Origin of the sequence: Nocardia sp. GP40 (genome assembly GCF_050434125.1) — a bacterium.
GTDB classification, from domain to species: Bacteria; Actinomycetota; Actinomycetes; order Mycobacteriales; family Mycobacteriaceae; genus Nocardia; species Nocardia albiluteola.
Genome location: NZ_JBNPVW010000021.1, coordinates 45210 through 63138 on the forward strand (window position 1 = coordinate 45210; position 17929 = coordinate 63138).

Consider the following 17929-nt stretch of genomic DNA (forward strand, 5'->3'; position numbering starts at 1 on the left):
CGAACAGAAAGCGGACAAATCCGACTCTACCGTCCGGAATTCGCGCCCACCCCGGACGCTATTGCGTACCGGACCCGCGCAAACCCCGAACCGACCTGGTAACGGTGAACTTTCGATTACGCCCGACCACGTCGGTCGTGCCGACGACTCGTTCCACCACGCCGCGATAGTTCAAGTGCGAGTTGTAAACCGTCCACAGCTCGCCGCCCGGGCGCAGCACCCGCCCGGTCTCGCTGAACATCTTGATCGCCGAGCCGGTGTGCACCGCCGCACCGACATGGAAGGGCGGGTTGCACAGGACCAGATCGGCGCTGTGGTCAGCGAGCGCGGACATCGCGTCGTCCCGCAGGATCCGGACCCGATCGGCGACGCCGTTGGCGGCCGCGGTGGCCCGGGCCGAGGCGACCGCGGCCGCGGACTGATCGGTGCCGACCACGCTCACGTGCGGGCGGGCCCTGGCGAGCGCGACGGCCAGAATGCCGGTGCCGCAACCGAGATCGATCGCCTCGCGCGCGTCGGGCTTCATGCGCCGCAGGTGTTCGATCAGGAAACGGGTGCCGATGTCCAGGCGCGGACCGGAGAAGGCCGCGCCGTGCGCAACCACCTCGAGATCCAGTTCGTCCAGTCGCTTGCGAATCGGAAACGGCGGGTCGCCCAGGGATTTGGGCTCGCACGCGGTCAGGATCCGCGACTTCTGCCGCCCCCGGCTAGCCTGCACCGACGAAAAGGATTCGGCCAGTACGTCGTTCATCGCCGGGGTGAGATATTTGTCCCTGGCGCCGGCGAATACCTGCACGTCGGGATCAGCGTATCGGGCGATGGCGTCGGCGATTTCGGCCAATCCGGACAGCGCCCGCGGCAGCCGCAGCAGCACCACCCTTACGCCCGTGAACAATTCGCGATCGAGCGCGCCGGGGGTGTAGCGATCGGCGAGTCCGACCGTGCGGGCGTTGTTGGCCAGGGCCAGTTCGCCGGTGAGCAGGTCCTGGTGCACCCGCACCCCGTGCAGGTCGTGGGCGGCAACGGCGCCGAGGGTGAGCGCGCCGTACCCGTCGTCGACGACCGCGACCCGGCCGTCCCCCGCCGCGGCGAGGGCATCGGCGGCGACATCGAGAATCAAGCGGTCCGCGGCGTCGACCGCGTAGAGATTCACCGCTTCCACGTCGGGGTGGCGCCGCAAACGGCCCAGTATGTCGTCGACCTCGTGCACACCTACAGTGTGCTAGATCGTTGCCGAAACGTCGCGCCCACCCCGGTAGTTATCCCTTCCCCCACTCGCACCACGCGTAACAACGTGCGGTTGACCAGGCTCGAACCGCACTGCTGACCGGTTGCTCGTCGGCTTCAATAGGTTCTTGACAGCCCTAGCGCCGAAACAGTCCCTGCCCCAGTCGATTTGCCCGAAACGGTCGGATTGTTTCAGATGGCGTCAACGCAGATCCTTTGCGCCACTGCGGATCAAGCCAGCACGCTGCCGTCGCACGCCGGACTACCACACGGCTCGACCATCGCGGGCGTGAAACGCGCGCGGACCACACACACGCGGCGCATGTCCCCCGGGCCGACGCCGATGCACCCCTGGCGGCTCAATGCCCTGTCGGCATCGGCGTCGGTCGTATCCGAGCAGTGCCCGGCAGGCTGTGGCATCCACCGAGCACCACACGGTATTCGGAGCCGCCGCACCCGTGGCTGGGTCAGTCCGTGATCGGGGTGGGTTCGGGGGTGGTCGTCGCCCGGCCCTTCGGCATGCCGACGGCCGCGATCGCCATGACCAGCGCCATCGCGGCCACGCCCAGGAACACCCAGTGCACCGCCGAGGCCAGTGCCGCGGGCGCGGGATGGGCGGCGTGGCCGACCCGCGCGTTCACCAGCGCGCCGAAGATCGCGACGCCCACCGCGCTGCCGATCGACCGGGCGAACATGTTGTTCGAGGTGACCACGCCGCGCTCGGTCCACTCGACGCTGCTCTGCGCGGCGATGAGAGTCGGGCTGGCGGTCAGGCCCATGCCGATACCGATCGCGAAACAGCTCGCGGCCACCTCGACCAGCGACGAGTGCGCGCCGAGCAGCAGCAACGACGCCCCGCCGAGGGTCGCCAGGCCGCCGCCGAGCAGCGCGGAGGTCCGGAAGCCGAACCGCAGGTACACCCGGCCCGACTGCGAGGCGGCCAGCGGCCAGCCGAGGGTCAGCGCGCCCACGGTCAGGCCCGCGATCAGCGCGTCCACGCCCAGCACGCCCTGGGCATAGGTCGGCACGTAGGAGGTCAGGCCGAGCATGATCGCGCCCACCAGCACCGAGATCAGGCTGCTGGCCACGATAATTCTGCGACTGAACGTCCACAGCGGCAGCACCGGATTCTCCGCGCGCCGCTCCACCAGCGCGAACAGCACCAGTGCCGCCGCACCCCCGACGAACAGCACGACGCTGATCGGCGAGGACCACGCCCACGCCTGCCCGCCCTCGAGCACGGCGAGGATGACAGCCCCGACGCCGAGGGTGAGCAGCGCGGCGCCCGGATAGTCGATGCGATGGCGGGTGCGCGGCGCGGTCTCGCGGAAGCTACGCAGCAGCATCCAGGCCGCCAGCGCGGCCAGCGGCAGGTTCACGAAGAAGATCCAGCGCCAGCTCAGGTACTCGGAGAAGACGCCGCCCAGCAGCGGCCCCAGCACCGACGACAGCGCCCACACACTCGCCAGGTAGCCCTGCGTCTTGGCGCGCTCCTCGAGGGTGTAGATATCGCCCGCGATCGTCATCGACATCGGCTGCACCGCCCCGGCGCCGACACCCTGTATCGCCCGAAAGACGATGAGCGCCACCATACTTGTCGCCAGCCCGCACAGCAGCGAGCCGAGCGCGAACACCGCGATGCCGAAAAGCATCACCGGCTTGCGCCCGAAGGTGTCGGCGAGCTTGCCGTAGATCGGGACCGTCACCGCCTGCGCCAGCAGGTAGATCGAGAACAGCCAGGGGAATTGCGCGAAACCGCCGAGGCTCTTGGTGATGGTCAGCACCGCGGTGGCGATGATCGTGGAGTCCAGGGCCACCAGTGCGCTGGCCAGCATCAGGGAGATCAGGATCGGGCCGCGTTCGGAGCGGAAGCCGACGGCGGCGGTCGCGGATGGGGCGGATTTATTTGTGGCGGTGCTCACGCAGTCCCTCTGGCTCGCATTTACTTCAACATGGAAGTTCAACGCGCCGCCGATGGGGCTATTCCGGGGTATACCTGGAGGGGGTATTAAAAGATCGCTACACTGTCCCCGTGATCGATCGGCGCCAGACCTCCGCACCCGGATACGTCCGGGCGCTGGGTCTTTGGGCACTGCTCGCGGGCGTGCTGGTCATGCACATCGTCGCCCTCATGCCCACGCGCATGATGCACGCTGGATACGTTGCGGGACAGTCGATTACCGCATCGTCCGTGGCCGGTTCGGCCACCGCCGAGGATGCCGCGATGCCGATGGCCGGCAGGCCCGGCTCGGCGATGGCGTCCGCAGTGGCCGCCCGGGTGATATCCGACACACAACCCGATACCTCGCTTCTCGGCCCCGCTCGGCCGGGCGGGTCACGCGCACAACCCGCAACCGCGACAGCGCTCGCGGGCACGCACCCCTCCCCGCCGATCTCCTCCCGGGCGATGGCGAAAGCGCCACGAGTGATACCGGATTCGCACGCGACGACGCCGAGCGCAGCCCCGGCTGTGCCGATGCGCGCGATGGCGGGAATGGGTGCCACGCACGGTTGCGACTGCGGCGGCTGCGGGATGACGATGGCCGAGATGCATGCCTGCGTGTTCATCCTGACCGCGCTCACCCTGCTCCTGGGCCTGGCGCTGCTGGGCCGGATCTCCGGACGCACAGCCGATTCCGCGCGCCCCGCTCCCCGCTGGCTGTCCAGGCGCGCCCGTCCGCCGCCGTGGACGATGCCCTCCCTGGCCGAATTGTCGATTCTGCGGATCTGATGGACCGCCGCATCGGCGTGTGCACGCACGCGGATGCGGGTCCCCCGCACACACAGAATCCGCAATCACCAAGGAGTACAACCATGTTCAGTTCGCGCACCCGAATCACCCTCGCCGGCACCGGAATCGCCGCCGCACTGCTCATCGCGGGCTGCAGCAGCAGCTCCGGCGGGTCCGGCAGCGGCACGATGACGCCAATGGCCGATATGCCCGGCATGAGCCAGCCGAGCGCGAGCTCGACGGCGTCGGCCCGTACCGATTTCAACGCCGCCGACGTCACCTTCCTCGACATGATGTACCCACATCACGCGCAGGCGGTCGAGATGGCGAAGCTGGTGCCGAGCCGGTCACAGAATCAGCAGCTGATCACCCTGGCGGCGAATATCGAGAAGGCGCAGTCACCGGAGATGACGCAGTTCGCGGGCCTGCTGAAGAGCTTCGGCAAGCCCGCGCCGACGGCCACCATGGATCACCCCATGGACGGGGTGATGTCACAGGATCAGATGACCGCGCTCGAGAAGTCGACCGGCACGGCCTTCGACACCATGTGGCTGAAGATGATGATCGAGCACCATCAGGGCGCGGTCACCATGTCGGACACGGAGCTGGCGGGCGGGGTGAATCCCGACGCAAAGACGCTGGCGCACAACATCATCACCGCGCAGCAGGCCGAGATCCAGCAGATGCAGGGCATGTTGAACCAGCACTGACGCATGCCAATGGGGTCCCCCGGCCGGCGGGGGACCCCATTCGAGCGGATCAGCTGCCGATGACGGCGTTCATGATGGTGCCCGCGCTGGTGGCGACGCCGCCGCCGATCATCGCGCCCGCCACCATCTTCGGCGACTCCAGGTTGCCGCCGCTCCACTTCTCCCAGGCGAAGCGGCCGCCGCCGTAGGTCACGGCGGTGACGCCGGACAGCAGCACGAACCAGGTGAAGTACCGGACCAGCTTGAGCAGCTTGTCGGCCGCCGGCGGGGTCTCCGGGGTGGGGTTGCCGACCTGGGCCAACACCGTCGTGTACATCTCATGTGCGGCGAGAACCATGCTCACGTTCGTTGTCCTCTCGGATGCTGAGGTGATGCTGGCGTGACCACCCGCCCGGGCGAACTGTGCAAACGGCGGGAGCAAGCAGGAAGAACTCGTCGATCACGATCATTGAACCGCATTTGCCCCCCATCGCGCAGGCAGACACACAAGATCGGCCGGTAACGGAGCGGCCGAAACGCCCTCCAACGGTGGGAATTCCCTTCGCGAAATATTTATGGATTGTTTACGGCGGCCTCTGGCAGCATGTGCGGTACCGGGTGGGGACGAGTTCCACACGGCGGCAGCAGCGAACGGTTTCGGGTGGGCGGCGATGACGCGGTGTGAGCAACCGGAGTGCACAGGCACGATCCGGGAGGGGTATTGCGACGTCTGCGGGCTCGCTCCCGAACAACCGGTGGCGCCCGGCGCCGGCGCCTCCCCCGCCGCGGTCGCGCGGTGCGAACAGCCGGGCTGTTCCGGCGTCATCGAGGACGGCTACTGCACGGTCTGCGGCCTGGCTCCCGAGGACGCCGCGGCCCGATCAGCCTCCACCCCCCGCTCCGCCACGGTCGCGGGCGCCTCGTCCGGCATCTCGCGCCGCTCGACCCGGCGCGGATCCAGCCGCTCCCGCTCGAACCGGACCTCGCGATCGAGCCGCGGCCACCTCGGCGCCGGACTCGTCACGATCGCCCCGGTGCCGTATCGGGATCCCTCGACCGCGATCATGACCGATCCGCAGGTACCCGAGCGCGACCGGTTCTGCAGCCGGTGCGGCAACGAGGTCGGCCGCGGGCATGATGGCCGCGCGGGCCGCAGCGAGGGTTTCTGCGCGCACTGCGGGGCCGGATTCTCCTTCACGCCCAAGCTGTCCCCGGGCGATCTGGTCTCGGGGCAGTACGAGGTACTGGGCTGCCTGGCCCACGGTGGCCTGGGCTGGATCTATCTGGCGCGCGACCGCAATGTCAGCGACCGCTGGGTGGTGCTCAAGGGCCTGCTGGACAGCGGCGACAGCGATGCGATGGCGGCCGCGGTGGCCGAGCGGCAGTTCCTGGCCACCGTCGAACATCCGAATATCGTCAAGATCTACAACTTCGTGCAGCACCCCGATCCGCGCAGCGGGGAGCTGGTCGGCTACATCGTCATGGAGTACGTCGGCGGCGCCTCCCTGAAGGAGCTGCGCTCCAAGCGAAACGGCTCCGGGCAGCTCGAACCCCTGCCGCCCGCACAGGGGCTGGCCTACATGCTCGAGATCCTGCCCGCCATAGGGTACCTGCACTCGTTGGGCCTGCTGTACTGCGACTTCAAGCCGGACAACGTCATTCAGTGCGAGGAACGGCTGGAGCTGATCGACCTGGGCGCGGTGCGCCGGGTGGACGACGACGACAGCGTGGGCTTCAAGACCGACGGCTACTGCGCGCCGGAACTCGAGGACGAGGGCGCCTCGATCGAATCCGATCTGTACACCATCGGGCGCACCCTGGCGGTGCTGACCTTCAATTTCGACTACCGCAAGCGGTACGTGCACGATATTCCGCCGACGGTGGATGTGCCCGTGCTGCAACAGCATCCCTCGCTCGAGCGGCTGCTACGCCGCGCCACCGCGCCCGATCCGGACGATCGCTTCGGCTCCGCGACGGAGATGGCCGAACAGCTCACCGGCGTGCTGCGCGAGGTGGTGGCGGCGCAGGAGGGCGTGGCCCATCCGGCGTTGTCCACAGTGTTCAGCGCCGAGCGCGGGGTATTCGGGGCCGAACCCCGGAACTGGCCCGCGCCGCTGGCCCCGGCCGCTGTGACGCGGACTCTGCCGGTGCCGCTGGTGGATTCGGCCGACCCGGCCGCGCGCTGGCTGGCCACGGCCGGCGGCGGTGACCCGGCCCGGGTGGTCGCGATGCTGACCGCCGCCCCGATCCAGACCTACGAGGTGGGCCTGGCCCTGGTGCGGGCCCGCCTGGAGGCGGGCGACACCGCCACCGCCGTCGCCGAATTGGACGGCCTCGAGGAGACCGAGGCGGCGGACTGGCGGATCGGCTGGCATCGCGGCCTGGCCGCGCTCAACAGCGGTGACTTCAGCACCGCGCGGACGCATTTCGACGAGTCCTACGATCTGCTGCCCGGCGAGGCGGCGCCGAAGCTGGCCCTGGCCGCGGCGATCGAGTGCGCGGGCGACCCGGCCGCCGCCGCGCGGCTGTACCGGCTGGTGTGGGGTACCGACCAGAGCTATCCCAGCGCCGCCTTCGGGCTGGCGCGAACCCTGCTGGCGCAGCGCGATTTCGAGGGGGCAATCGCGGCGGTGGAGTCGGTGCCGGAGACCTCGAGCTATTTCGTCCCGGCCCGCCTGGCGGCGGTCCGCATCCGAGTGCAGGCCGCGACCGAGCAGTATCTGGTGGTGGCCGGGCAGCGGCTGGGCGAACTCGACCTGGATCCGGAGCGCAAGGCGCACTTCGGAATCCAGGTACTGGACGCCGCCCGCACACTGGCATCGCAGCAGCGCGGAGCCGCGAGCGCCGTGCAGATTCTGGACTGCCCGATGAACGATCGGGCCCTGCGCCGTGCCCTGGAATCGCAGTACCGGACGCTGGCCCGGCTCTCCACCGACGAACGCAGCCGCCGGGATCTGGTCAACCGCGCCAACGACATCCGGCCGCTGAGCTGGATCTGACGCCCGCGCCGGCAATCACCACGAGGGAAACGTTATGCAGGCAGTCCCCGAGCATCTGCCCGATACCAGTGGAGCACAGGTCAATACGAGCATATCGACAGGAGCGCGACCGTGACCGAGCGAAGCGAGGGAACCACGGGCACAGCACCAACGGTCGCAGCGGAGCGAAGCGGAGCTGCGACCGCGACCCAGGTCCGCCCCGATGCCCCGAGCGCCCGGCGCGGAGCGCTCTCCACGGCCAGGGACCGACTACCCGAACGTTCGGACCGCCCGGCCTGGATCCGGCTGCTCGCCGTGGTGGCGGTGATCGCCGCGTTCGCCACGGCCCTGACCGTCGCCCTGGGCGCGAGCGCGCTGCGCAACGGCATCGACTCACTGGGCCACGAGACCGCGCCGGGCGTCGCCGCGAGCCAGGATCTTGCCTCCGCGCTCGGGGACATGGACGCCCAGACCACGAATCTGCTGCTGGTGGGCGACGATTCGGCCCTGTCCGATACCCGCACCTACGCGCTGACCACCTACGAACAGCGCCGCACACAGGCCGACCGGGACCTGCAGCAGGCCACCGCCATCGCCGGTAACGACGCCGGCGCCAAGGACACCGTCAACAATCTGCTCGACCAGTTCGGCCAGTATCAGGCGCTGGTCGCGAATATCGAACTCCTGGAGAGCTCCGGGCACAACCCCGCCGGACACCCCTCGGCCGACATCCTGAGCCAGTACCAGCAGGCAACCGACATGAACGCCGGGATGCTCAGGGAGACACAGATTCTCACCGATCAGAACAGCACCGTGCTGCAGACCGCCTACGCCTCGACCCGGCACAGTGCGGCGATCTCGGGCAGGTGGCTGGCGATCTTCGCCCTGGTGTTGTTCGTGGCGCTGATCGGGCTGCAGATCATGCTGCGGCTGATGATGCGCCGATGGCTCAACCCGGCACTGCTGGTGGCCACCGCGCTGGCGCTGGCCATGGTGATCGGCGGGGCGATCGCGACCGCGCAGGCCGAGAGTCAGCTGCGGACGGCCAAACAGGACGCCTTCGATTCGCTGCTGTCGCTCGAGCAGGCCCGCGCCATCGGCTACGACGCCAACGCCGACGAGAGCCGGTACCTGGCCGATCCCGCCCGGGCCCGGGACTATCAGAACGCGTTCCTGAGCAAGTCGCAGCGGCTGGTGCAGCTGGGCATGCCCACGCAAACCCAGTATTACGCACTGCCGCAGTACTATCCGGCGCTGGTGACCGGCGTGGACGCGGTCGACGGCGGGCACGGCGCGGCGTTCGGCGGCCTGTTCGGCGACGAACTGCACAACATCACCTTCGCGGGCGAGGGCGATGCGGCGAAGGCCACGGTGGACGCCTACCGGGCCTACCAGGCGGACGACCACACCCTGCGCGCGGACGCGGCCACCGACCTGCGGCAGGCGATCTCGTTCGACACCAACCCGCAGCCCGGCTCCTCGGACGGCGACTTCGACGCCTTCAACTCCCAGCTCGACATCCTGATCGGGATCAACCAGCACGCCTTCGACACGTCGATCCCCGCGGGCATCGACGCGCTGAGCGGCTGGGCGACCTGGCTGTCCTACGTGCTGTTCGCCCTCATCACCGTGGCGGTCTACCTGGGCGTGCGGCCCCGCCTCGCGGAGTACCGTTAACACGCCGGGGGATCATAGGCCAGACTTTACGCATGGATACTGGCCGTACTGAGGCGTTCAGCGACGGGGTGTTCGCCGTCGCCATCACCCTGCTCGTACTCAATTTCCACACGCCCGAGGGGAATTTGCGCTCGGGGCTGCTGCACATGTGGCCGTCCCTGCTCGCCTACGCGGTCAGCTTCCTGAACGTAGGGATCATGTGGATGAACCACCACGCCATGTTCCGGCACGTGGCGCGGGCCGATCGGCCGCTGCAGCTGTTGAATCTGCTGCTGCTCATGGCCGTGGTGCTGGTGCCGTTCCCCACCGACATGCTCGGCCAGCTGCTGGGCCACGAATTGCACGGCGGGGACACCGCGACGGGCGCATTCGTCTACGGCCTGGTGATGATCGCCATGGCGGCCGGATTCAGCGGCGTGTGGTTCTACGCGGTGCTGCGGCCGGGCATCCTCAACGCACGAATCGACCGGCATGCGTTGCGCGTAGCCACGTTTCGCTTCTGCGTCGGCGCGGTCGTCTACGTCCTGGCCACCGCGCTGGCGCTGTGGGAGCCGCTGGCCGCCCTGATCATGTTCGGCCTGCTCTCGTTCTACTACTCCTTCGAGCACCTGCCGCTGGCACCGGTGTCTCAGGACAGGTCTTCATCCTTCGCGTAGCCGGGAGCAGTAGTTATCCACAAGTTACCCGGGATGGCTTGTGTTTCACGAGGTGGCCGATAGGTTTCGTCTCACGCTGACGCGCCGCCGTCCTCCCACGGCACCAGCACGATCTTGCCGCGCACCCGGCCGGATTCGCTGAGCTTGTGCGCCTCCGCGACGTCGGCCAGCGACATCACGCGCTCGATCTCGATCCGCAGTTTTCCCTGCGCGGCAAGGGTTCCGACCTCGCGGGCGTCCGAACTGTTGGGATCCATATAGACGCGGACGTACCGCGGGTCGCCCTCCGCGTCCGAGCCCTGGGTGTCGAAGTAGACGCCGTCCGCGCGCAACGTGCGCAACGACCGCTGCCCGTAATCGCCGCCGATCAAGTCCAGTACGACGTCCACCTCGCGCACCACCTCCGCGAAATCGACCGTGGTGTAATCGATCAGCTCGTCGGCGCCGAGCGAACGCAGGAAGTCGTGATTGACCGCGCGGGCGGTGCCGATCACAGAGGCGCCCCGGGCCTTGGCGATCTGAACCGCGACATGGCCGACGCCACCGGCGGCCGCGTGGATCAGGATCCGCTGCCCGGCACGCAGATTTGCCAGCGCCTGCCAGGCGGTCAGGGCGGCGGTCGGCAGGGCCGCGGCCTGCACGGCATCCAGCCCTGCGGGCCTGATCGCGAGCGTATTCGCCGGTACCACAGCGTATTCCGCATAGGCTCCGAAGCGGCTCATGAAGACGCCGAAGACCTCGTCGCCGCGCTCGAGCCCGGTCACCTCCTCGCCGCGTTCGATCACGGTGCCCGCCACGTCGAGCCCGAGGGTGAGCGGCGGCTCCCCCAGCCGGTCCCGCAGGTATCCGGCCCGGATCTTCCAGTCGGCCGGATTCACCGAGGTCGCCGCGACCCGGACCAGCACCTCCCCGGGGCCGGGCTGCGGGCGGGGGATCTCCACGGTCTCGAGGACGTCCGGGCCACCGAATGTGTTCTGACTGATTGCTCGCATGACAGCGATTCTGCGATGCTTGGTAACCATTGGAAAGTAGGCACTAATTAGATACCGAGGTACCCGATGGATACCGCTTGCGCCCCGCACTGGATCGACGAGAACGACCTCGTCGACAGCTACCTGCACCGCTGCCCGGCCCGCGAACTGCTCGGCCTGCTCGCCGACAAGTGGGTGCTGCTGGTGATCGGCGTGCTGCGCCTGAGCGAGGAGCCCGTCAGATTCAACGTGCTGCGCCGCCGCCTGGACGGAATCACCCAGAAGATGCTCACCCAGACGCTGCGCGGCCTCGAGCGCGAGGGCCTGGTCCAGCGCACCGTATACCCGACCGTCCCGCCGCGCGTGGAGTATTCCCTCACCGCGCTCGGCCTCGACCTGGGCAACATCACCCACGCCATGGGCATGTGGACCGTCGACCATCGCGACGAAATGCTCACCGCCCGTGCCGAATTCGATGCGCGCGAGGTCGGCTCACCGGCACCCGTCGCACACCGCGGCAACTAGCAGCGCGCCGGAGCGACACTCATTGCGGAACTCGGCGACGAGAACGTCGCATGACCGGGGAACCTACGAGCCGAGTGGCCACATGGCGATCGACGTGGCCGCCGCGGATTCGGCCCGAGGCCTACCCCCAGGGTTGATACGCGCGTTGACGACGGGTCGGTATCCTGGCGCCGGGCCGTAGCCGCCGACCGGGCTCGCGGACAGCGCGGCGCGAGGCCACCACCGACCACACGGTGTCAGTTCCCTCCGGCGCGGGAATGCCCGCGAAACGGTCACCGATCCAGTCGGCCATCGCCCGAATCCCGATGAACTGCAAGGGAAGATGGGTGCTGAGACGGTCTCGCACGTACCGCACCCGCGCCCCCGCGCGCAGGTAGCGACGCACCAGCTCATCGACGTCGGCGACGGCGATCACCTCGTCGTTCACGCCCTGCAACACCAGCATCGGCATCGCCGGGGCCAGGTCGCCGGGCCGGATGTCCGCGATCACCTCCCGCATATCCGGCAGGTCCAGCAGCGCAGCCAGACCGGGTTCGCAGTGCCGATCGACATCGCGCCCGGCCAGCCGTGCGAGCAGCGGAAGGGTCGGCGTCACTTCGGCTTTCGCGAGCAGCTCCAGATACGACGGGCGCAGATGCGCGAGCAGGATCGCGTCCAACCGCGGATAGGCCCGCCGCAGACCCGCGAGGAAGACCATGGCGAATCCGGCGAACGGGGTGCCGTTCAGGCGGACGAAGGCCGCGCCCGGATCGCCCACCGGAGACCCGGCCACGGCGCCGACGATCCGGAGCTCCGGCGCGTACCCCGCGGCGAGCTCCGCCGCCCAGGCCGTGGCCAGCCCACCGCCCGAATACCCCCACAGCGCAACGGGTGTCCGCGAATTCAAGCCGAGCGGCCCGAACCCCAGGGCGGCCCGGATCCCATCCAGCGCGCGATAACCGGGCTCACGCGGCACCCCGAAGTGCCCGCCCAGGCCGCCGTGATCCGGCACCGACACCGCCCAGCCGCGGGCCAGCGCGGCGGTGATCAGCGGCACCTCCAGCTGCGGCACGGCCCCCAGCGCCCTGGCACCGCGGCGCAGCGCATAGGATGGAAAGCATTGCGGTGCAATGGCATCGATCGCGCACTGATAGGACACCAGCGGCCGCGGCCGGGCGGGATTCGCGCCCCGGGGCAGCAGCACCGTGGTCACCGCGACCTCGGGAGCGCCGTGCAGATCCACGCTGCGGTACAGCAGCTGCCACGCCGAGACCCGCAGTGGGACAACACCGAACATCGCCAGCTCCACCTCACGACTGCGCAGCAGCGCGCCGGGCTCGAGCCGCTCGAATCCGCCGGGCGTGCGATAGAACGGGTCCCGGTCCGGACGCAGCGGCCACACACGGTCACCACGCCGAGCGCCGCGCACTCTGTCTCCCTCGCCCATTCGCGTCTCTCCGCTCACCGGCAACCACCGTTCGTCTCGTCACAACTCACACCCGCCCTCGCAGCGCATACGAGCCACCGCCGCCACGATCCCGCTCGTCCACGCGCGTTACCGGGCGGAATGCGCCGTCGCCGCACTGCCCGCCCGGTCCGAGCACACCGAGTTGACGGAAAACCAAGTGCTGCTGCGGTATTCGTTGCTTCTCACAACCCACCTCCGCCGCCGACCAACCACGGATTGAATGTGCACACCAGCCCGGGATGCCCTATCGGATCCAGTGCGTGCAGCACGATCGACAGTGCGCGAGGCGAATACATCATCGTGAGATGGTCGGACAGATCCTGCCCGCACCCGTCCTGCAACGTGATGTCGTCCACGGTCGCGGCGGGGCCCGCGCGCAGGTAGCCCAGGGCGACCGGGTTCATCACCTCGTCGTAGCGCGATTCCACGACCGTGTAGGCGACCCCCGCAACGGTGTCGCCGCCCGCCCCGAGCCTGGTCAGGAAGTCCGAGCCGACCGCCTGCTCCACATTCGCCGGGCCGATGATCGGACGGTAGAAGCCGAAGATGGGCACGCCGAGCCGATCCAGCAGCCGTCCCAGCGTCGCCATGCCCAGCAGAGTGGTGCCGTGATGGGTGCCGCCGAGGCTGATCACCCGCGCCACCCTGCCCGTACCGCCGTCGAATTTCAGATATTGATCGGTGACCGGCGCCCCCTGCGAATGCGCGACGATGTCGACCCGATCGGCGTGGGTCGCCGCGCGCACCCGGTCGACGAAATCACCGAGCTGGCGCGCGGAATTCTCGATGGGGCCGACCCCGTAACGCCCGGGCAGCACCGAGGCGACACCACCGCCGTCCAGCAGCCCGCTTCGCCCGTAGTTGAAGGCGAAGACGCAGAATCCGGCGCGGGCCAGCCTCGGCGACATGGCCGAGAAACTGTCGTAGGCATCGAGCCAGGTGCCGTGCACCAGCACGATCGGATCCGGATGTGCGGCGCTCGGCGTGCATCCCCAGTTGTTCGCTCCCGGCGGCGCCGCGTCGGGATGACTCAGGCTGTAGGCGAATGCGGCCAGGTAGGAGGACATTTCGGGGCCGGCGCCGAGCGTGTCCGAGGCCCAGCTGGGCCTCGGGCCCGCGCTACCGGTGTCCACGATCGGCCGAATCCACCGCCCCGCGTCCGCATGCGTCCCCACGGCCAGGTAGTCGGCGAACTGCTGTGCGGTGGGCGGGGGCGGCGGCGCGGCGTATCCGGCCCCCGCGCCCGCGGTGATTCCCAATGCGGCGGCACAGGCCAGCACGGCCGCGCCGAATACCCTGCGCCCCATTGTGTGCGTCATTGCAACCTTTCGTCGAACCCCGCCGCTCCGTACACGAAATTCGTTGCCGCAGTGAATGAACCGCCAATTCCGGTGTCACACCGCGATTCCCGCCGAATCGACCCGAATCGACGCTAATCCGGGGGAACGGCCGGTGTCACTGCACTCGGGCGAGCAGGTATCCGCGGTGACATTGTCGTGCGGAACAAAGTTCAGGCGCCCTGAGCGCTCCCCTTGCCGCCTGCACTGTCGCCGGTAACAATCGGCCCATGCCCCCGCCACCCACCCTCGCCGTGCGCATGCTCGATCGCCTGCCACAGATCGCCGAGCGCATCCTGGCCTCCGGGCTGGGTTCGACCCCGCCGGCCGCGGACCTGCCCGACGGGCATTTCCTCGAGGTGCTCCCGGTCATTCACGGCTGCGCGCACGCGTTCCTGCATGCGGTGGATCAGGGCCGCGCGTTCACCCACGAGGAGGTGGCGGAGTTCATCGTTCCGGCGGTGGAACGCCATGCGCAGGACCGGCTTCCGCTGCGGCTGCTCGTAGAGGCGGTGCACGCCTCGGCGCGGCAGGTGCTGAGCGAGGCGGTGGCGCTGAGCGATCCGGAGGACCTCGATCAGCTCGTCGACTTCGGCGATCGCATGCTGGAGCTGCTCATGCACATCAATACGATCACCGTCGAGTCGTATGCCGAGGTCGAGCGGTCGATCTACCACGCCGAGCGCGAGGCCCGCCGGGCATTGTGCGCGGCGCTGCTGCGCGGGCACCCCGCGACCGAACTCGCCGCCCAGGCGGGCATTGCACTGGCCGGGCGCTACACCGTGCTGGCGATCGGGCTGCCGCCCGGCGAGCATCGCGCGGCGGTGGCCACGCTGCTCACCCGGCGGCGCATCCGGCTGCTGCAGCAGAGCGTCGATCAGCTGGCCGGCACGGCGGTCCTGCACACCTTCGACGGATCGCACGGAATCGCGTTGCTGCCCGCCGATTCCGAGCCCGGCACCGACGAATCTGGCTGGCTGGCAACCGAACTCGCCGACCAGTTCGGCACGAGCGTGATCCTGGCCGAGATTCCCTCGGCGCCACGCGAATCCGTGCCCGACGCCGCGCGCCTGGCCGCCGAACTCGCCGAGCTGGCCCGGTTGCTGAACCGCCCTACCGGCGCCTACCGCCTGGACGATCTGCTGCTGGAGTACCAGCTCACCCGCCCGGGACCGGCGCGCGAGCGGCTGGCCGGGCGCATCGCCCCGCTGCTGCGCAGCCCGCACCTGCTCGAGACCCTGGACGCGCACCTGCGGCACGGCTCGGACCGCAAGGCGGCCGCCGCCGAAATGCACGTCCACCCCAACACCTTCAGCTACCGGCTGCGCCGGATCGCGGAGCTGACCGGAACCGACCCGGGCGAACCCGACGGCTCGCGGCTGCTGGCCGCCGCCCTCATCGTGCACCGAAGTAGCCATACCATTCAGCACATTTCGGACACCGACCCGAAAACAGCAGGTAGGCCCGTATAGTCAAACGGTTTGCCAAAAGGTAGCCTTTCCGATCGACAGGGGCGGGGGTCCGTCCCGATCACCCCGGCCCACGGGGTGTCTGGTCGACGGCAGGGAAGCGGGTTTCACGATGGCTACGAACGGACAGCTCAGGGCGGCGCTGGCGATCCTGTGCACCGATGTCGACGCCGTCGCCGAGCAGGTGTGGGGCCGGACGACGGCCGGCGAGGACACCGCCGGGATCGAGCAGGCCATGCTGGCGGGCCTGCTCTACCGGGTGGTCGGCGCGCAGCTGCGGCAGTCGCTCGCCAACGCGCCGGATGTCGCCAGCCTCGAGAATCGCGCGCGGGCCGCGGGTCCCAGCGGCGTCGCGGTGCGCGGCGAGGACGAATACGGCCAGGCACATTTCGAGGCCTACTGGCTGACCGACCGCATCGCCGAGCTCTACGGCAGCCTCGATTCGGTACCGCCGCAGCTGGCCGCGGCGGCGTATACCGCCGAGGCCTCGCGCACCCTGCTGCGCATTCATCGCGAGACCTTGCACAGCGCCCGCCCCGACGCGGCGCACGCAGGATGGGAGTCCGTGCTGGGCCAGCTCGACCGCGCCCGCGCCCTGGCCCGCGCCGCGCATGCGGAGGCCGAAACCGTGCCGCAGCGCGGCATCATCCGAACGCCGGCCGAATAACCATCCAGGCTATCGAGAACTTCCGCGCTATCGAGAACTCTTGCGCAACAGCGAATGCCGGACACCGTAGGTGAAGTACAGCGCAAAGCCGACGACCATCCAGATCAGGAAGCGCAGCCAGGTCTCCACCGAGAGGTTCAGCATCAGCCAGGCGCACGCGATCACCGCGAGGATCGGGATGAGCGGGACCAGCGGGACACGGAAGCCGCGCTGCAGATCCGGGCGGGTGCGACGCAGGATCATCACACCGAGGGACACCAGCACGAAGGCGAACAGCGTGCCGATGTTGACCATCTCCTCCAGGGTGCCGAACTGCACGAAGCCCGCCAGCACCGAACACGCCACGCCGACGATCAGGGTGATCCGCACCGGGGTGCCCTTGGATCCGGTGTGCGCGAGCCTACGCGGCAGCAGTCCGTCGCGCGCCATCGCGTACAGCACCCGGGTCTGGCCCAGGAACAACACCATCACCACGGTGGTCAGGCCGGCCAGCGCGCCGACGGAGATGAGGTTCTTGGCCCAGGTCACCCCGTGCACCGCGAACGCGGTGGCCAGCGTCGCGTTCTTACCGGCCAGGTCGGTGTACGGCACCATGCCGGTGAGCACCAGCGAGACCACCACATACAGCACGGTGACGATCGCGAGCGAGCCCAGGATGCCGCGCGGCACGTTGCGCTGCGGATTCTTGGTCTCCTCCGCGGCGGTCGCGACGACGTCGAAGCCGATGAACGCGAAGAACACCAGGCTTGCCGCGGCCAGCAGCCCGTACCAGCCGAAGTTGCTGTTGCCCGCGCCGGTCAGCCAGGAGAACAGCGTCTGATGCACGCCCGAACTACCGGTGGTGTGCTGCGCGGGCGGGATGAAAGGCTTCAGATTCGAGGTCTTGAAATAGCCCAGGCCGACGACCACCACCACGGCGATCACGGCGAGCTTGATCGCGACGGCCACGGCCGACACCCGCGAGGACACCTTGGTGCCGACGGCCAGCAGCACGGTGAGCACCGCGATCAGCAGCACCGCACCCCAGTCGAAGGACACCGACCCGAGGTGCACGACCGGCGAGTGCGAGCCCATCACGTTGCCCAGATACTGCGACCAGCCCTTGGCGACCACCGAGACGGCCAGGGCCAGTTCCAGGATCAGGTCCCAGCCGATGATCCACGCGGCCAGCTCGCCGAATGTGGCGTAGGAGAAGGTGTAGGCGCTGCCCGCCACCGGAACCGTCGAGGCGAACTCGGCGTAGCACAGGGCGGTCAGCCCGCAGGCGATCGCGGCGAAGACGAAGGCCAGCGAGACCGAGGGCCCCGCCACGGTGCCCGCGGTCTGCGCGGTGAGGGTGAAGATGCCCGCGCCGACCACCACGGCGACGCCGAAGACGGTCAGATCCCAGGCCGTCAGGTCCTTGCGAAGCTTGGAATCCGGCTCGTCGGTGTCGCGCATGGACTGTTCGACCGACTTGGTCGCGAACAGCGCGTTGCGCCGGCTAGCCGATGAATTGCCGGTTTCCCGCTGACCTGGCTCCGGGATAGCCAACCGTCTCTCCTTGATCTGTGGC

15 protein-coding genes are annotated in these 17929 nt (G+C 69.0%); 8 read left to right on the top strand and 7 right to left on the bottom strand.

Translation table 11 applies throughout. The annotated features are described in order from the left end of the window. Positions 1-58: 58 nt before the first annotated feature. A complete protein-coding gene (locus tag ABH933_RS41035) occupies positions 59-1210 on the bottom strand; it encodes a class I SAM-dependent methyltransferase (protein ID WP_429427627.1) in 1152 nt (383 codons plus the stop codon). Positions 1211-1694: 484 nt separating this feature from the next. Then, complete coding sequence (locus tag ABH933_RS41040; RefSeq protein WP_429427625.1) at positions 1695-3149, bottom strand: MDR family MFS transporter; 1455 nt, start codon at positions 3147-3149, stop codon at positions 1695-1697. Positions 3150-3259: 110 nt separating this feature from the next. On the opposite strand from ABH933_RS41040, the gene ABH933_RS41045 reads away from it, so the two are divergent. Both ABH933_RS41045 and ABH933_RS41050 read left to right on the top strand, forming a co-directional pair. Then, positions 3260-3958, top strand: a complete 699-nt coding sequence (locus tag ABH933_RS41045; RefSeq protein WP_429427623.1) for a hypothetical protein — start codon at positions 3260-3262, stop codon at positions 3956-3958. An 83-nt stretch (positions 3959-4041) separates the two neighbouring features. After that, the gene (locus ABH933_RS41050) at positions 4042-4668 is read left to right on the top strand and encodes a DUF305 domain-containing protein (protein WP_429427621.1); all 627 of its coding nucleotides are present in this window, start codon (positions 4042-4044) and stop codon (positions 4666-4668) included. A 49-nt stretch (positions 4669-4717) separates the two neighbouring features. Here the strand turns inward: ABH933_RS41050 and ABH933_RS41055 are convergent, their stop codons facing one another. Then, positions 4718-5005, bottom strand: coding sequence for a hypothetical protein (locus ABH933_RS41055; protein ID WP_215923641.1), 288 nt, complete (start codon positions 5003-5005; stop codon positions 4718-4720). Between the two features lie 313 nt (positions 5006-5318). On the opposite strand from ABH933_RS41055, the gene ABH933_RS41060 reads away from it, so the two are divergent. The 3 genes from ABH933_RS41060 to ABH933_RS41070 all read left to right on the top strand — a co-directional run bounded on the left by ABH933_RS41060 (position 5319) and on the right by ABH933_RS41070 (position 9958). Next, positions 5319-7646 (top strand): tetratricopeptide repeat protein, encoded by a 2328-nt coding sequence (locus ABH933_RS41060; RefSeq protein ID WP_429427619.1) that lies wholly within the window; start codon positions 5319-5321, stop codon positions 7644-7646. Between the two features lie 111 nt (positions 7647-7757). Beyond that, a complete protein-coding gene (locus ABH933_RS41065; RefSeq protein ID WP_429427617.1) occupies positions 7758-9302 on the top strand; it encodes a hypothetical protein in 1545 nt (514 codons plus the stop codon). A 32-nt stretch (positions 9303-9334) separates the two neighbouring features. Continuing rightward, positions 9335-9958 (top strand): TMEM175 family protein, encoded by a 624-nt coding sequence (locus tag ABH933_RS41070; RefSeq protein ID WP_429427615.1) that lies wholly within the window; start codon positions 9335-9337, stop codon positions 9956-9958. Between the two features lie 71 nt (positions 9959-10029). Here ABH933_RS41070 and ABH933_RS41075 read toward each other — a convergent pair whose 3' ends face one another. Then, complete coding sequence (locus ABH933_RS41075) at positions 10030-10950, bottom strand: NADP-dependent oxidoreductase (protein WP_429427613.1); 921 nt, start codon at positions 10948-10950, stop codon at positions 10030-10032. A gap of 66 nt (positions 10951-11016) precedes the next feature. Between ABH933_RS41075 and ABH933_RS41080 the strand changes: the two genes are divergently transcribed. Beyond that, on the top strand, positions 11017-11454 hold the full coding sequence (locus tag ABH933_RS41080; RefSeq protein ID WP_429427611.1) for a winged helix-turn-helix transcriptional regulator: 438 nt from the start codon (positions 11017-11019) through the stop codon (positions 11452-11454). A 121-nt stretch (positions 11455-11575) separates the two neighbouring features. On the opposite strand, the gene ABH933_RS41085 is transcribed toward ABH933_RS41080, so the two are convergent. Beyond that, entirely contained in the window at positions 11576-12880 is a 1305-nt protein-coding gene (locus ABH933_RS41085; RefSeq protein WP_429455279.1) for a lipase family protein, read from the bottom strand. 203 nt (positions 12881-13083) lie between these two features. Further along, a complete protein-coding gene (locus ABH933_RS41090) occupies positions 13084-14220 on the bottom strand; it encodes an esterase/lipase family protein (RefSeq protein ID WP_429427607.1) in 1137 nt (378 codons plus the stop codon). A gap of 248 nt (positions 14221-14468) precedes the next feature. Between ABH933_RS41090 and ABH933_RS41095 the strand changes: the two genes are divergently transcribed. Then, positions 14469-15710, top strand: a complete 1242-nt coding sequence (locus ABH933_RS41095; protein WP_429427605.1) for a PucR family transcriptional regulator — start codon at positions 14469-14471, stop codon at positions 15708-15710. A gap of 109 nt (positions 15711-15819) precedes the next feature. After that, complete coding sequence (locus ABH933_RS41100) at positions 15820-16374, top strand: hypothetical protein (RefSeq protein ID WP_429427603.1); 555 nt, start codon at positions 15820-15822, stop codon at positions 16372-16374. Positions 16375-16401: 27 nt separating this feature from the next. Here the strand turns inward: ABH933_RS41100 and ABH933_RS41105 are convergent, their stop codons facing one another. Continuing rightward, on the bottom strand, positions 16402-17907 hold the full coding sequence (locus ABH933_RS41105) for an APC family permease (RefSeq protein ID WP_429427602.1): 1506 nt from the start codon (positions 17905-17907) through the stop codon (positions 16402-16404). Between the last annotated feature and the right edge of the window lie 22 nt (positions 17908-17929).

Bases quoted from the DNA above. Each gene is read 5' to 3' on its own strand.
- ABH933_RS41060 (WP_429427619.1), top strand. From the start codon at position 5,319: ATGACGCGGTGTGAGCAACCGGAGTGCACAGGCACGATCCGGGAGGGG.
- ABH933_RS41070 (WP_429427615.1), top strand. From the start codon at position 9,335: ATGGATACTGGCCGTACTGAGGCGTTCAGCGACGGGGTGTTCGCCGTC.
- ABH933_RS41095 (WP_429427605.1), top strand. From the start codon at position 14,469: ATGCCCCCGCCACCCACCCTCGCCGTGCGCATGCTCGATCGCCTGCCA.
- ABH933_RS41055 (WP_215923641.1), bottom strand. From the start codon at position 5,005: ATGGTTCTCGCCGCACATGAGATGTACACGACGGTGTTGGCCCAGGTC.
- ABH933_RS41080 (WP_429427611.1), top strand. From the start codon at position 11,017: ATGGATACCGCTTGCGCCCCGCACTGGATCGACGAGAACGACCTCGTC.
- ABH933_RS41050 (WP_429427621.1), top strand. From the start codon at position 4,042: ATGTTCAGTTCGCGCACCCGAATCACCCTCGCCGGCACCGGAATCGCC.
- ABH933_RS41075 (WP_429427613.1), bottom strand. From the start codon at position 10,950: ATGCGAGCAATCAGTCAGAACACATTCGGTGGCCCGGACGTCCTCGAG.
- ABH933_RS41100 (WP_429427603.1), top strand. From the start codon at position 15,820: ATGGCTACGAACGGACAGCTCAGGGCGGCGCTGGCGATCCTGTGCACC.
- ABH933_RS41085 (WP_429455279.1), bottom strand. From the start codon at position 12,880: ATGGGCGAGGGAGACAGAGTGCGCGGCGCTCGGCGTGGTGACCGTGTG.
- ABH933_RS41090 (WP_429427607.1), bottom strand. From the start codon at position 14,220: ATGACGCACACAATGGGGCGCAGGGTATTCGGCGCGGCCGTGCTGGCC.